Source organism: Chryseobacterium capnotolerans (assembly GCF_021278965.1).
Lineage (GTDB): Bacteria > Bacteroidota > Bacteroidia > Flavobacteriales > Weeksellaceae > Chryseobacterium > Chryseobacterium capnotolerans.
The window spans coordinates 1017600-1032682 of the sequence record NZ_CP065589.1 but is presented as its reverse complement, the minus strand read 5'-3'; the positions used below and the strand labels follow the sequence as shown (position 1 = coordinate 1032682).

At 34.7% G+C, this 15083-nt stretch carries 17 protein-coding genes and 1 riboswitch; of the genes, 10 read left to right on the top strand and 7 right to left on the bottom strand.

Annotated elements, in window-relative coordinates:
- Window positions 1–122 precede the first annotated feature (122 nt).
- From H5J24_RS04775 to H5J24_RS04760, 4 genes are all read left to right on the top strand, one after another.
- Complete coding sequence (locus H5J24_RS04775) at window positions 123–785, top strand: hypothetical protein (protein WP_068944169.1); 663 nt, start codon at window positions 123–125, stop codon at window positions 783–785.
- A gap of 32 nt (window positions 786–817) precedes the next feature.
- Window positions 818–1702, top strand: coding sequence for a hypothetical protein (locus tag H5J24_RS04770; RefSeq protein ID WP_141395716.1), 885 nt, complete (start codon window positions 818–820; stop codon window positions 1700–1702).
- Between the two features lie 80 nt (window positions 1703–1782).
- A complete protein-coding gene (locus H5J24_RS04765; RefSeq protein ID WP_232816072.1) occupies window positions 1783–2547 on the top strand; it encodes a hypothetical protein in 765 nt (254 codons plus the stop codon).
- Window positions 2548–2611: 64 nt separating this feature from the next.
- Window positions 2612–2792: riboswitch (cobalamin riboswitch) on the top strand.
- Between the two features lie 116 nt (window positions 2793–2908).
- The gene (locus tag H5J24_RS04760; protein WP_047098292.1) at window positions 2909–3292 is read left to right on the top strand and encodes an acyl-CoA thioesterase; all 384 of its coding nucleotides are present in this window, start codon (window positions 2909–2911) and stop codon (window positions 3290–3292) included.
- 173 nt (window positions 3293–3465) lie between these two features.
- Here H5J24_RS04760 and H5J24_RS04755 read toward each other — a convergent pair whose 3' ends face one another.
- Window positions 3466–4056, bottom strand: coding sequence for an HD domain-containing protein (locus tag H5J24_RS04755; protein ID WP_068944172.1), 591 nt, complete (start codon window positions 4054–4056; stop codon window positions 3466–3468).
- A 1-nt stretch (window position 4057) separates the two neighbouring features.
- Window positions 4058–4762 carry an XAC2610-related protein gene (locus tag H5J24_RS04750; RefSeq protein WP_068945164.1) on the bottom strand — a complete coding sequence of 235 codons (705 nt, stop codon included), beginning with the start codon at window positions 4760–4762 and terminating at the stop codon, window positions 4058–4060.
- Between the two features lie 441 nt (window positions 4763–5203).
- On the opposite strand from H5J24_RS04750, the gene H5J24_RS04745 reads away from it, so the two are divergent.
- The 6 genes from H5J24_RS04745 (at window position 5204) to H5J24_RS04720 (ending at window position 11383) form a co-directional block, all read left to right on the top strand.
- Window positions 5204–5533 carry a PadR family transcriptional regulator gene (locus tag H5J24_RS04745; RefSeq protein WP_068944173.1) on the top strand — a complete coding sequence of 110 codons (330 nt, stop codon included), beginning with the start codon at window positions 5204–5206 and terminating at the stop codon, window positions 5531–5533.
- A gap of 11 nt (window positions 5534–5544) precedes the next feature.
- Window positions 5545–7263 carry a PspC domain-containing protein gene (locus H5J24_RS04740; protein ID WP_068944174.1) on the top strand — a complete coding sequence of 573 codons (1719 nt, stop codon included), beginning with the start codon at window positions 5545–5547 and terminating at the stop codon, window positions 7261–7263.
- A 314-nt stretch (window positions 7264–7577) separates the two neighbouring features.
- Window positions 7578–8162 (top strand): 1-acyl-sn-glycerol-3-phosphate acyltransferase, encoded by a 585-nt coding sequence (locus tag H5J24_RS04735; RefSeq protein WP_068944175.1) that lies wholly within the window; start codon window positions 7578–7580, stop codon window positions 8160–8162.
- A gap of 49 nt (window positions 8163–8211) precedes the next feature.
- Entirely contained in the window at window positions 8212–8640 is a 429-nt protein-coding gene (locus tag H5J24_RS04730; RefSeq protein ID WP_068944176.1) for a PaaI family thioesterase, read from the top strand.
- A 221-nt stretch (window positions 8641–8861) separates the two neighbouring features.
- Complete coding sequence (locus H5J24_RS04725; RefSeq protein ID WP_068944177.1) at window positions 8862–9830, top strand: chorismate-binding protein; 969 nt, start codon at window positions 8862–8864, stop codon at window positions 9828–9830.
- 332 nt (window positions 9831–10162) lie between these two features.
- A complete protein-coding gene (locus H5J24_RS04720; RefSeq protein ID WP_068939257.1) occupies window positions 10163–11383 on the top strand; it encodes an IS4 family transposase in 1221 nt (406 codons plus the stop codon).
- 271 nt (window positions 11384–11654) lie between these two features.
- On the opposite strand, the gene H5J24_RS04715 is transcribed toward H5J24_RS04720, so the two are convergent.
- Genes H5J24_RS04715 through H5J24_RS04695 form a run of 5 tightly spaced genes read right to left on the bottom strand, consistent with a single transcriptional unit; the run spans window position 11655 to window position 14991 of the window.
- Entirely contained in the window at window positions 11655–11852 is a 198-nt protein-coding gene (locus H5J24_RS04715) for a hypothetical protein (RefSeq protein WP_066694630.1), read from the bottom strand.
- A 5-nt stretch (window positions 11853–11857) separates the two neighbouring features.
- Window positions 11858–12460: a MarC family protein gene (locus H5J24_RS04710; RefSeq protein ID WP_068944178.1), complete on the bottom strand. Its 603-nt coding sequence runs from the start codon at window positions 12458–12460 to the stop codon at window positions 11858–11860.
- A 44-nt stretch (window positions 12461–12504) separates the two neighbouring features.
- Complete coding sequence (locus H5J24_RS04705) at window positions 12505–12840, bottom strand: hypothetical protein (protein ID WP_232816071.1); 336 nt, start codon at window positions 12838–12840, stop codon at window positions 12505–12507.
- Between the two features lie 31 nt (window positions 12841–12871).
- Window positions 12872–14245 (bottom strand): BatD family protein, encoded by a 1374-nt coding sequence (locus tag H5J24_RS04700; RefSeq protein WP_232816070.1) that lies wholly within the window; start codon window positions 14243–14245, stop codon window positions 12872–12874.
- Window positions 14245–14991 carry a tetratricopeptide repeat protein gene (locus tag H5J24_RS04695; protein ID WP_082811260.1) on the bottom strand — a complete coding sequence of 249 codons (747 nt, stop codon included), beginning with the start codon at window positions 14989–14991 and terminating at the stop codon, window positions 14245–14247. The genes H5J24_RS04700 and H5J24_RS04695 overlap by 1 nt, the downstream gene beginning before the upstream one ends.
- Between the last annotated feature and the right edge of the window lie 92 nt (window positions 14992–15083).

The following is a 15083-nucleotide window of genomic DNA, read 5'->3' as shown; positions in this document are numbered from 1 at the left end:
TAAATTTGAGAATTTGAAAATTCACTGAATACAATAATGGAAGAGGGCGTCTGAAGATGCTCTCTTTTTCTTTTGCACATTATCATCATAATTTTTCCTACTTTTAACAGAAACAATAATTTATGAAACCATTAAAAGTATTATCAGACCTTATTCCGATACCTAGTTATACGGTAATTATTCTGTGTTTTTTCTTTCCTTTTTTTCTGATAAAATGTGGAGATACCACCTTAATGTCTATTAAAGGAACAGATCTGGTAACTGGAATTTCCCAGCAAACAATGAATGAACGGATGAAAGAAAACCTGAAGAAAAGCTCTCCGTTTGGCTCTGCTTTCGGAAATGATTCAGGTGATAAATCTTCAAATTCCGATTCTGAATACTCACCATTGAACGAATCCAACAATAAAAAAGAGAAAGAAAATATTCCGCCAAGCCCGATTATTATCATCGCTTTTCTGGCAGCTATTGTTGGGATTATCATTCAAGTCATAAAAAGTATTAAGAAGAAATACATGTATCACATTGCCATTTCTTTAGTAGGACTTATCTCTTTACTGGCTTTCTATTTAACCTTCCAATCAAAAATGGAAGGATTAGGAAACAATCAGGTTGGAATGGGATTAGGCGGCGGAGTGACCATCAGCTATGGTTTTGGAACAGCTTTTTATGTATGTGGAGCTTTATTTCTTGTTGTACTGTTATTCTTCGGGGTATTTTCTTATTACCTTAAAAATGATCCGAAAGCTATTTATAATTCATCTAATCAGAAGTCAGAATCTTAATACAAGATTTGTAGATGAAAAACTATTTTAATATGGACAAGATATATCGATCATTATTTTTAATTGGTATTTTCAGTATTTCACCTTTTATGAGTGCACAGCAGAAAATACCCAATCCGGCACAAAAATTCAGTACGTTAAAAATTGATGATATTTCAAAGGAAAACCTGATTGTACCTACTTATGAGACCCTGGTTTCCTATGCCAAAAAAAAGCAGCCAATCAATGGGATATTTTACACCGTAGGACATGATAAAGACAACAATAAACATATTGCTGAGCTGAGAGACAAAGCTGACAACCCTATTCCATTAACGACTTATGAATTCAAGGACGGAATAATCAGCCTTATTCTGACGGGTAAAAAAGATACACAGAAGTATACAAGAACAACTGAAAATGCAGGATATACCCAACAGTTTTCTAACTCATTTCAGACCCAAGTTAACTTCTACAAAAATGGTTCAATTCATACCATAAGACATTTTGGATACGGAGTAAAAGCTGCCGGTTATCCGCGAGGAATATGGTACGCTTATGCTGAAGACGGAACATTACTACAAAAAATAGACCATGACTCTCCTTTCAGGATGAATTTTTACGATGTTCTGGCTATAGCGGATTCATATGGATCTCCCTTTATAGGTATTTATAGAGCTTTTAATGACATTCATTCCTATTGGTATATTTTACTTTCTCCACATCCAGAAGACAGAACGACAAAAGAGAGAACCCTATTGGTAGACGATAAAACAGGGCAAATAATATACAGTATCGTCGATGGACAAAAAAAGTATTTGAAAACCAAAGCCTATGATAAACTAAATCTCAGTAAAGAATCTCTGGAATGGTTACAGGAGAATGACAAGTATTATATTCCTGATGATGAATTTTATAAATTATTCAGAGTATATTGATAATTTCAATAAATACATTTTTATTTTACCCATCCAAAAAGCATTAAATTTATATATTTGGGAATCTAAAATTTGTTAAGATGATTTCAGTAAACAAAGCATTGTACCTGTCTGCTTTCAGTATTTTTTCTTTAGCCTTCGTTAAAGGGCAAAACAAAGTTCCTTTTGGTGTTGTAAAAGCTGAAGAAGGATATGCCAATGTACGTGTACATAAAGACAACTACAGAAAAATTGTAGATAAGATCCGTATGCGTAAAGGGGATGTATTTGTTTATGTAAAACCTGCTCCGGGAGAAACGGAATGGATCTGGATCAAATATCCTGAAAAGCAGGATGATGACAAACCATTTGTACGATATGAAACTCTTGACAAAGAAGGAATGGTTAACAAAGAACGTATTGCCTTTGTGGATCAGCTTCCCGCTTATACTCCTTCTAAATCTAAAAACGGAAGATCATTGATCTTCACTGATAATTCTGATCCCAAAATTCCTACTGCACAAAGAAGTAAAGTGGTTATTGATGTTTACCCATCCAATGCCGGTTACCGTAAAAAGGAAAAAGATTCAGAAGGAAAGCTTCTTACAATTGATAAAGTTAAACCGTGGGGAATTGGCAACGACCTTCCTGAAGGAATGACTGAAATCAAATCTATCAGACTTCAGCAGCCCGGAAGAGGTTCTGTTTTTGTAAGAGAAGCCATCAAAAATATGTTCCAGCCCACTATGGACTTTAACAATATAGGAGTAACCTCCCTGGACAATGACAACATTTTCCTTTATATGATCAATGGTTCGGGGAATATAGATATACCACTTTATGGACGATCAAAAAGGGAAGAGTAATCAGTCAGATTATTTATCATAATCCGGAATAAATTCATTATTTTTGCACCGAAAAAGTTTAGGCTTATTCATCACAGAAACTGGTTCTGCATAACCGCAGATTAAAAGGGAACCGTGTGAAAATCACGGACTGTCGCGCAACTGTAAGTAACTGAAATCTTTATCAAAAGATCCACTGTGCGAGGCATGGGAAGGAGATAAATGATGTTACAAGTCAGGAGACCTGCCGCTTTCTTAAACAAGAAACTTTCGCGATTTGAAGTTTTATTGATCTGATGGATTGTTTCAGGGATTTCCAATGTTCCTGTCATTATTCTGTTGTTTTGATATTATTTCATTTCGCCTTATTTAATAATGAAATATGACTACAGAAGAAAGAATTGAAGCTGCCGAAACCAGAATCTTTAAAGCGGTTTTCCCTAACACAACCAATCATTACGATACTCTTTTCGGAGGTACTGCTATGCAGCTTATGGATGAAGTAGCCTTTATTGCTGCGACCCGTTTCGCAAGAAAAAGAGTGGTAACTGTAAGTAGTGACAAAATCGATTTTAAAAAACCAATTCCTGCCGGAACGATTGTAGAACTGATCGGAAAAGTTTCATACGTTGGAAAGACAAGTATGAAAGTAAGCGTTGAAATCTACACAGAGCAGATGTACTCTTATGAGAGAGAAAAAGCCATCGTAGGTGACTTTACTTTTGTTGCAATTGATGAATTCAAGAAACCAATCCAGATACTATAAATAAAAAAGTTTCGGGCGGCCAAAGGCCGCCCGAAACTCATTATAATATGTCTTGTTTGCTAAACTCTGGATAAAATATTCCTGTTTTCACTGATTTCAGAAAAGCTAAACAAACGGCTTCTATTGATTATAGGAGAAACAATAAAATCCAGTCATCAGCTTTTTATTTGAGATTATTTTAAAACTTTTTCAGTTTCCAGGCTTCTGCTCAACAGCAGTTCAAAAGCTTCTCCCATTTCATCTGATGCTCTCGTAATGACAGTTTCCAGCATATTCCTGATCTGCTTTTCAGTAACACCTGCTTCTGTCCAGCTTTTTCCTGAAGTATGAGAATTCAGAATAAAAGGCATAATTCTATCGATAGAACATGCAAAAATAGCATCCGGAGTCGCTTCTTCCTCAAATTCAAGCCATAGATTGAAGAATTCAGAACGTAGAGGTTCATCCAGAATTCCAAAGATTTTCTGGGCAGACACTTTTTCTCTTTCAAACTTTCCTATCATAGCGACTTCATCAAAAAGGAAAGTATCTCCTGCTTCAATTTCCACAAGGTCATGAATGGAAAGCATTCTTATGACTCTTAACAAATCTATATCTGCACGGTTTTTAGCATAAGGATAAAGGATTTGTGCCAAAATAATGATTTGCCAGGAGTGCTCTGCTGTGTTCTCTCTTCTTGAATCATCTGCATTATAATTTCTTCTCTGTACATTTTTCAGGGCATCTACAGCCAGGATAAAATCAATTTCTTTCTGAATTTTCATTTTACTTTTCTCTATTGTATTGATCTGATGGATATACCTTCGTTCTGGTAGTCCATTTATTATTTTTCTTTTCTTTTATAATGACTTTCACATAGCCTTCTTCACTGCTGTCTTCTTCCTTTTCAAGCACCTTATCAAGTCCCTTATTAGGAATTACTTCAAATTCTGTGGTGAAAAGTCGGCAGCAGCCATCCTTTCCAAAGGTAATAATGCGCTTGCGAACCGGATCTGTTTCAAAAAAATCAAAATTATCTGATCCTAGTTCTGTAAGCTCTTTACTTTTCACAAAAGCCATTCTGGTACTATTAAATACATACACATCATAAGATGCCGAACTGTAATTTCCCATATTTCCATTTCTTATGGCCAGATCTTCAGTTCCGTCAAAATTAAAATCACCAAAGATTAAAGGGCTTTGTTCCTTTGCTAAAGGGATCATTTTTCCACGCTGCAGTCTCTGCCCCTTTCCAAGATGTAAAACCAGATTATCTGATGTAAAGGTTTGTACTTTGCTGTTTTTATTATCAAATAATTCCACTGTTCCCTTCTCCATACACTGATCATCAAAACAATTGTTGATATGAATAATGGCATTATAGTTTTTTGAAGCATCTTTTACCTCAAACTGGTACTGCCCAAAACATAAAGGCCCTAATAATAGAAAAGCGGATATACTCCTGTAGTAATTCAAAATATTCATGTTCATAGTAATATTGGATTCAAATGTTTTATAAAAACTTCCAAACAAAAATACGAATCATAGTTTCGATTTCAAAACTCAAATGTATTTAAACTCATTTTGATGAGAGATAGATGGTAACATTAGCATTAAAACTTTTTACCGCAGATAAAAGTGAAGCCTTACATTTATCAAAACCAGGTTTTCATACCTTACATTTTCAAAATTCACTCAATTTTTAAGGTTTTTAGAAAGTTTTTCTCTTAAAGCATATTACTCAAAATTTTAAATTAAAATTTATTATACTGATTATCAATATATTAATAATTTTATTTTCAAAATTTCACTACTTTGTATTGCATAATACCATTTTATTTACATATCTTTGTAATGTAAAATTAGAATAGGCTCAACTAGCTAGGAGCACTTTTCTAAAAATATAACCTTAATTAACAAAAATTATCAAAGATGAATACTGAAAATACCAAAGCGCAAATGCGAAAAGGAATTCTGGAATTCTGTATTCTAAGTCTCATCAATAATCGCGAAATGTATGTTTCTGATCTCATTGATGAACTGAAAAAAGGAAAACTGGATGTAGTGGAAGGGACCCTCTACCCTCTTCTTACAAGACTTAAAAACGGAGAGTTTCTCTCTTACAGATGGGAAGAATCTACAGGCGGGCCACCCAGAAAATATTATCAGATCACAGAAAAAGGAAAACTTTTCCTGGATGAACTTTTAAATACGTGGAATGAGCTTACCGCTTCAGTAAACCAAATCACTCAACAACATTAAAAAACAAAGCTATGAACAAGACACTCTCAATAGGACTCGCAGGTTTTTCTTTTACCATAGAAGAACACGCATATATAAAGCTCAGCGACTACCTGAACGCTCTGAGAAGCTCACTGGATGCTTCGGAAGCAGATGAGGTAATGCATGACATAGAAATAAGAATGGTAGAGATCTTCAGAGATTCTCTGGGAAAACGTGAAGTAATCAACGATACCGATGTAGAAAAAGTAATTGCACAAATCGGAACCCCTGAGAAAATCGAAGAACAGGAAGAGGCTTATTTTTCTGAAAAAAATTCAACTAAAAATACAAACACGGGAACTCACTATACAGACAAAAAACAACTATTCCGTGATCCTGAAAAACAGAAAATTGCAGGTGTTTGTGCAGGTTTAGCTCACTACGTAGGAATGGACATTACCGCTATGAGAATCATTTGGGTAGTGGTATTCCTTGTAATGATTCCTGCTGCAGGAAGTGCTTTGGTAATCCTACTGTTGTATCTAATCTTATGGTTGGTACTTCCAAAAGCACAAAGTGCTTCAGATTTCCTGAAAATGCAGGGAAAGCCTATGAACTTCGACAATCTTAAGAATGAGTCTAATAAATTGGTACAATTTGCCAACGAATCTACTCAGAGGGTCGGAGAAATCTATAACGAAAACAAACCTTATATAGACAATGCAGGAAGCGGAATATGGAATGTATTCAAATATATCATCGGAGCATTCTCAGTATTGATTGCTGTAGGAAGTATTATCGGAGTATTTGTATTATTTGCACTTTTTGGAATGGATACAGACTTCCCAGGAGCTAATCAGATCAGATTCTATATGGATGACAATGGTCTGGATAAAGTACTGGCAGCGATCATGATCATAGGAAGCTTAATTCCAGCCATCCTTTTCAGCCTATTAAGTATTAAGATCTTCTCTCCAAAAACAAAACTGAGAAATCTTGGATGGGTAGTTGGTGGATTATTCCTTCTTCTGATCGGACTGGGAACTTACTTCGGAATCAGTATGGCTAAGAAAAACCTGATCTACAAAGGCAGCAAAGAAGATATTGAAAATGTAGCCATCAATACAACCTCAGATACTGTATATGTAGATGTAAAACAAGTAAGCATCCCACAAAACTATAAAGCTTACGATGATGATATTTATTCTGATAAAAGATCAGTGTATGAGGAAGATTATATCTCTGTAGAAGTGACAAGAAAACCGGAAGTAAAAACACCTTACTTAATCATTAAAAAAGAAGGAAATGGCTATAACTTCCCCATTCAGGTAACAGTACCGGTAGAGGTTGTAGACAATAAAGTAATACTTCCCAACTACATAAAATACCCGTATGAACACAGATTCAGAGATTACAGAGTAAATTATGAACTAGTAGTTCCTCAAAATGCAGTAGTAATCCCGTTGAAAAAAGACAGAATTGATTTTGACGGAGACCTGAACGGAGACGGTATGGATGATGATGACCAGGACAGAGATGAACATCACAACGGAATCAGAATCGAGAAAAATAAAATCACAGTAAACGGTTCCAGCATAGAATATAACTCTGATGATAAAGACAGTATTATCATTAACGGTAAAAAAGTTCCGAATAACCAGGCTAAGAAAGTTATTGATTCCGTAGCATCTGATATCAAAAAAATCAACAAAGATGTGGACATCAAAATAAAAGACGGAAAAAACGAAATATCCATACAAACTAAATAATTAACTACAGAGAGTGGTAGAAGGTGTGAATGGAAAGCAACCGTTTGAAATTCACACCATTCTTCTCTCAGAAAAGTGAAAAAAAACTATTATTTAGTTCTCTATTTGGAAAAATTGTTATAATTTCGTATAGTTAAAATTTAATAACCAACCAACACTAAAAAACACTCTTATTATGATACAATTTGCAATGGAATTCGTAATGAAAATCGTAGATTTAATCAACGGTTTGTTTTAAGAGCAATAATATTTCAATATATTTGTAAAAGTATAACCCAATTGGTTATACTTTTTTGTTTTTAATCCAAGAATCTATGAAAAAGCTGATAGGCAAACTGATGTTAAAATTACTAGGATGGAAAGTCGTTCTGCAGGGCGACGTTAATGTCCTGAACCGATGTATCCTGGTGGTGGCACCCCATACTCATAATATGGAATACATTTTAGGAAACTTTGCCTATTGGTCACTGAATAAACCTTTAAAAATCATCATTAAGGATGCTCATACCAAAGCCTGGTATGGAGGTGTTGTAAAAGGACTTGGAGGCATTGGTATTGACAGAAGCCAGAAAAATGACCTTGTCAATTTTGTAGCCAATCAGTTTGCTAAGGAAGATTTCAGCCTTGTTATTACCCCGGAAGGAACCAGAAGCTGGGTTCCGAAATGGAGAAAAGGCTTCTATCATATGGCAATGGCAGCAAAAGTTCCTATTGTACTTGCAGCCGGCGATTTCAAAAGAAACATTGTATACCTTGGCTACACAATTCCTTATGAGAGAATTGCCACAGTTCCGTTTTCTGAAATCATGCAGGAAATTCAGGATTATTATGTAAAAAACGATATTGTCCCTAAGGTTCCGGCTAACTGGAATCCAAATATTATGGGAACGGGAGAATAATAAACAACTTCCCATCATTATTTATCAATCATCTCTTATTTATTATACAATGAAAGGTCAGACAAAAGAAGAAATATTAGCATTCATCAATAATTGGGGCGGTGAAACCCTGGCAAAAGCAATGGAGATCAAATTCATTGATATCGATCTCGAAAATGAAACCCTTACTGCTACCATGCCCGTACTGCCAAGAACACATCAGCCCTTTGGGATTATGCACGGCGGAGCAAGCTGTGTATTGGCTGAAACATTGGGTTCAAGCCTGTCTAATATCTTTATTGACGGTGATAAATATTATGGTGTAGGAACCAACATTAATTCTAATCACTTAAGAAGTAAAAAGGATGGCATTGTAACCGCTACTGCACGCTTCATCAGGAAAGGAAAAACAATGCACGTTTCCGAAATTGAAATCAGGGATGAAAAAGGAACACTTATCAACCATACTACGATGACAAATAATATCATCAATAAGTAGGTTGAACAGACCTATAAATTAAAAGCTCAAAAAAATTGAGCTTTTTTTATATCCTTACGATGATAATTTTTTTTCTGCACTTTAAGAAGAATTTTGCTAAAAAACAGCGCCCATAATTTTGACATCTTTCAGACTAATAATACCTTTGCAGAAAGGAAAATCAATGTCGGAATTTCCTATATTATTTCCGGTGAGTGATTTTCAAAATCTGTTCATAACTCATGATTTATTTCAAACTTCCCTTCAACGAAGGATTATATACTGTAGAGGAAACAACTGATAAAAATGCGGTTAATTTTTATTCTTATGACAGCCTTAAGCATATCAGCTTTCATGGAAACATCATCAATATTGATTCTACAAAGTATAATGATATTTCAATCACCAACGAAACATTAACAGAAGACAAAACAGGTTTTACGGCAGAAACCAAAGAGGAATATTCCCATACTTTACAACAGGTTATTGAAGTGATTAAAGAGAATGATCTTCCTAAGCTTGTCTATTCAAGAAGAAAGATCTTTACAGACTTTAATATAATTGATTATAAGGCCAGTTTTGATAATCTCTGCACAACTTATCCCAATGCCTTCAGATATCTGTTTAATGATGGTAAAAACGCCTGGATGGGCGCTTTTTCAGAAGTATTAGGCAAGTTTAATAAAACCACCCACGAGTTTGAAACCATGGCATTAGCAGGAACTCTTCCTACTTCTGATGAATGGACGGAAAAAGAAATCGAGGAACAGAGGCCGGTCACCAGCTATATTCAGAATATTCTTAAAAACTATTCAGATAATATTCTGCAATCTGAAACCTATGATCATGTTTCCGGGAATATCAAACATCTTCGTACAGATTTTAAAACAACCATAAATCCTAATGAGCTTGACAGGCTGATTCAGGATCTCCACCCTACTCCTGCTGTTTGTGGTATTCCTAAAGATTTTTGCAATGAAAACATCAGGAAATATGAAAAGTTTCCACGTGAATTTTATGCCGGCTATATCAAAGTAGAAACAGAAGACAGCATTCTTTATTTTGTAAATCTTAGATGCGCAAGGCTTTATAAAGACTCTGTTCATGTTTTCGTAGGAGGTGGAATTACAGCTCAAAGTAACCCTGAAAAAGAATGGACGGAAACAGAGCTGAAGTCTGAAGCTATTTTGAAAAATTTGGTTGTTTCCTAGTAAATAGAAAGTATTCTATAATTTTTCCCACCACAGATTTACACGGATTCTCACAGATTTTTTTGTTTTTATATTTAGAATAGAGAGAAGGGTAAAGTAACTTAGATTCTTTCAGGATGACAATGTGCATGGTTATAAATCTGCATAATTATTGTGAAACTTATGAAACTTCTTTTGTTATTTGTGTTTTATATATTAGGTTTCGGCTAAAGCCAATGGAATTATTTCATTTATTAGGATGGGCTAAAGCCTAGTGATGGTCGGAAGATTTTTTCTTCCGATTTTCATTTTGGGTTACTTAAGTTTTATCTTTGATAAGTATACTTATTAATATGTCCATTTTTAGCGAGCACAAAATTTCAGTTTCCCAGTTGTTAAGCTTTATTCCTGAAGCCCTCTTATCTCATCTTTCAGCCAATACCAAAGTAGATCATTATTCTAAAGTACTTCAAGGCAGAAAGATGTTTTATCTTCTGTTATTTGCCATTACCAGCAATGAAAAATTAAGCCAGCGAACACTGGAAGACACATTTAAAGATCCTGTATTTAAGGCTTTATTCAATCTTGATGAAACTGAAACTGTAAGACGCAGTTCTATTTCTGAGAGGCTTTCAAAAATCGATTCAAGATACTTTAAAGAAATCTACGATTGTATCTATAATATGTTCTGTGATTCCTATAACCCGGCAGAAAGAGAAAAATATGATCTAATCAGAACAGATAGCACTGTTATTGGTGAAGCAGCTGGAAAATTAAAGGAAGGCATTGCTCAAAACGGAGGTAAGAAATTTATTAAGTATAGTGTCTTATTTGATGGGCTGCTTCCTTGCGGAGTTGAAATTTACAATACTCCTAAATACTGTGCAGAAGATAATGCTCTTTCTGAAGCTGTATTGCAACATGTGAAAAGAGAAAAAGAACATGCCAATATTTATATTATAGATAAAGGATTGGGTTCTGCCCAAAGAATGAAAGAATTTGATGATAAAGGGGTGTTTTTTGTTATAAGATCTAAAGAAAATAGAAAACATGAAGAAATAAAGTCTTTTATTGAAAAAGATCAGAATATCGACTTAGGAGAAATTGTACTCATAAAAGATAGTTTAGTAAAGTTATATTCGTCAAAACCTGTCCCAACTCAAAAAGGGAAAACTTATAATAAGGAGGAGCAAATTGAAACACATTTCAGATTGGTTGTAGTAAGCAGCAAACAGCAACCTGAAAAAGAATTTTGGTTTCTAACCAATGACTTTCAAATCTCTGCAAAAGATATTGCGGATTATTATCGGAAAAGATGGGACATTGAAGTGTTTTTTAGATTTCTAAAACAGGAACTTCATGCTAGTCATCTTCTTTCACTCAATAAAAATGGTATAGAAGTAATGATTTACATGACTCTTATTACAGCTATGCTCATTCTCATCTATAAAAAAGCAAATAATATAGGATATAAAACAGCCAAAAGAAGATTTGCTATGGAGATAAGGAACCTTGCCATATCTATATTAATAATAGGGGCAGGGGGAAATCCTGATAAAGTTTTTAAAACTTAAAATAAAATGGTCGGATATTCTTCCGACCACCACTAGGCTAAAGCCCACCCCTATTGATGTTGACATCCATATGGATAATTACTATAATTAATAGTTGTTTAACGACAAGATCTTTTATCTTTTATCTTTTATCTTTTATCTTTTATCTTTTATCTTTTATCTTTTATCTTTTATCTTTTATCTTTTATCTTTTATCTTTTATCTTTTATCTTTTATCCATAAAAAAACCTCCTTCAAAAAGAAAGAGGCTATATCTATATAAATATTTAATTTACTTCTTTACACCGATTCGGCTCCAGGTATCCATGACAAAAAGCAGGATAAGACCTATTGCAGCAGCAGATGCAGAAAATACAAACTTGATGTTGTCTTCATCAGCAATAAGATCATTCTGCCAGTTGATAGCATATAAATTAATAGCGATGAAAACGATGAACAGTACTAAAAATACTTTATAAAACTTCTTCATAATTTTTAAAAATTAACATAATTAAGCACCAATTGGGCAAAATTTGCAGTGAATAATTTAATTGAAATCGCTAAAAGAATAATACCGAAAACTTTCTGAAGAATCATCAAAGTAGCATCTCCTATTTTCTGCTCCAACCATTTCGCTGATTTCAGCACCAAATATACGAAAATTGTATTAAGAATGATCCCGCAGATAATATTAATATCATGAAATTCAGCTCTAAGGGATAGCGCCGTTGTTAAAGTTCCGGCACCTGCCACCAATGGAAATGCGATGGGTACGATAGAAGCAGCCTTTGCTTCGGTTGTTTTGTTGATCTCAATTCCTAAAATCATTTCCAGGGCTATGACAAAAATCACAAAAGCTCCTGCGATTGCAAATGAATTGACGTCTACCCCAATCAGTTTTAGAATTTTATTCCCTACAAACAGGAAAACAATCATAATTGCTCCGGCAGTAATCGCAGCTTTTCCAGCTTCGATCTTTCCGAACTTCTGCTGAAGGCTTACTATAATGGGAACTGAGCCGATAATATCGATAACGGCAAAAAGAACCATAAAGCTGGTAACGATCTCTTTAAAAGAGAAACCATCAAAAATTTCCATCTCTTTGTAATTAAAAATTTCGCAAAAATATGAAAATAAACTGACTATTTGCTAATTTGTGAATATAAATTAACAATTGTTTTCAAAAGTTCTTCTATACCATCATGAGATTTCACAGGAGAATATTTCTCCATCTGAATTTTCTGCTGCAGTCTTCCATATTGTTCGGCCACCGAAGAACCCTTGTGCTTTTCGAGAAATGTCTTAAACTCCCCAACAGAGCCTTGAAAATACTGGTTTCTTACTTCCTGATCCAGCTCTTCCAAAGTAACAAAAAACTTTTCATACTCGCCGTTATCTTTGAGGTTCTCAAGATAACCGAAATAATCGTTGATATCCGTTTTCATCAACTCTCTGATTTCCTTTTCCGTTTCTGCCACTGAACCCAAAGGTTTTTGAGATACGGTTTCCCTAACTAATGTACGTTTTTTTTTGCCAAGTTTTAAATAACAGATACACAACAAATAAGCCTAAAAGAATGACAATATTTGTTAAAAGAATACTCCAGTGGAATTTACTTTTCTCTTTTACTTTAAATGAAGTCGTTTTCAAAACGGGTGTGTCTACAGTCTCTAACAGATTATTGGTATATTCATTTACCTTTTCCACTGTAGAACGGGACTCCAGAACCTGATCATGCGAAAGTGCATTCACATCCAATACTTTTTGTCCCGCATCCACATATTCTTTGTTTTCAGGATCAAAGAAAGCAAATGGTTCCGTCTTAATAGAAATAGCTCCTGATTTATTAGGAATCACTACATAATTGGCCAGAATCTCTCCTTTCATTCCGGAAGTACCAGGAGAAACCTTTGAGGTCATTTTGGGAGCAAAAACTTCATAGTCCGGAGATGCTACAATTTTCGGAAGGATTAGATCAGGCAAATTCCCCTCTCCGCTTACCTTAACCACAACATTCAATGGTTTTTTGGCTTCAGGCTTCTCTTTAGTAATATTATAAACGCTTACATTAAAGCTTCCAACAGCATTTCTGAAGCCTTCAGGTGCTCCTTCCGGAAGCTTCCTTACATTGATTTTTACTTTATTGGAAACAATTTTATTTTTGTTTGAATAAGTGCTTACAGATGCTGAGACTCCAGGAACCTCAACATATCCGGCTTCATTCGGAAATACCATAAACATCGCCAATACCTGGGATGCCATATTCCCGTTATCGGACGGATCAATCTCTGATTTATTGAAATTAATAGGATGTACATTGATATTATCCTGCTGTGGAAGACGGATATTCTTTACTTTTCTAAGATTATCCATATTTCTGGAATATACTTTCAGAACGGCAATGGTAGGCTGGTCCTGATAGACATCCCTGTCTTCAATCTCCATATTCAGGTATACTTCATTGGAAGTATTGCTGGCTAAAGATCTTTTGTCAACAATATCACGAATGTTTACATCGAAAGGTTCGGTTTTATAAATCTTATTGTTTACAGTAACCAGTACTGACCCTATTTTAATTTTACCTTTTTTCTTAGGTTCAAGAGCGATTCTGGATACTTTTTGGGTAATCAATGTATTCGTGGCAGGATCAATCACCGTATTGGTTACGGATCCGCTTCCGATAATATTGAATTTTGAAAGGTCCGGAAGCTGAAAACCAGTTTGCTGAACAAGGTCGCTTCCATTCAATTCAAGGACAATGGTAAGGTTTACAATATCTTTTCCACCATACTCCGTTTTATCAGCATCAAGAGAAAGATTTACCTGTCCGTAAGTAATTACGGATGCTAAAGTAAGCAATATGTAAATCAATTTATCTTTCATCACCAATCTTTCTCGTTGCTTTGGGGCATCGAATAAGAATTTTTGTTTAAAATTCTTCTGGCGGTTTCTTTTTCTTTTTCGTTTATTTTATCTAAGAGCTGATTTTCAAGATTTTTTGGCATTCTGCCCTCATTATTCTGATTTTGCTGAGGATTGCCCTGGTCACTTTTACCTTCGTTTTGCTGGCCATTTCCCTGATCCTGCCTTTGGTCTTTTTTATCACCTTTTTGATCTTCACCTTTGTTCTGATCGTTACCGCTGCCGCCTCCTTTACCGGATTTATTCTGCTCGCTTTTATTTTGCTGCTTTTCTTTTTCCTTCAACTTGGCAATTTCATAATTCTTACGGGTAGCCTCGCTGTAAGGGTTTTGTTTAAGCGCTTTTTTATAATAATCTGCCGCTTTTTCCGGCTGATTCATCTGCATATAGGTATTTCCTAAATTATGAAGGGCAGCCGCTTTATCAGGAAGAGTCTGTGAAAGCTGTTCTGCTTTTTCAAACTCTGCTTTTGCTTCTTCATACTTTTTACTTTTATACAGAGCATTTCCCATATTGTAATGAGCTGTAAAATCTTTATCATTAGACTTCACGGCTTCCATGTATTTGGAAGAAGCTCCATCATAATCTTTACCGTCAAATTTCTGGTTACCTTCATGAACCAAAGTTTTATAGTTTTCCTGCCCAAACAAAAAGCCTGAGAACGAGAAAGCAACTATAAACGATAAAAATATGTTTTTAGTATTCATTACCTGCAAAATTATTCCTTTATATGTTAAGAAACAGAGTTTTATTTGTTAAAATTGGGTTAAAGTACCTATAGATTTTATTCTATAAATAA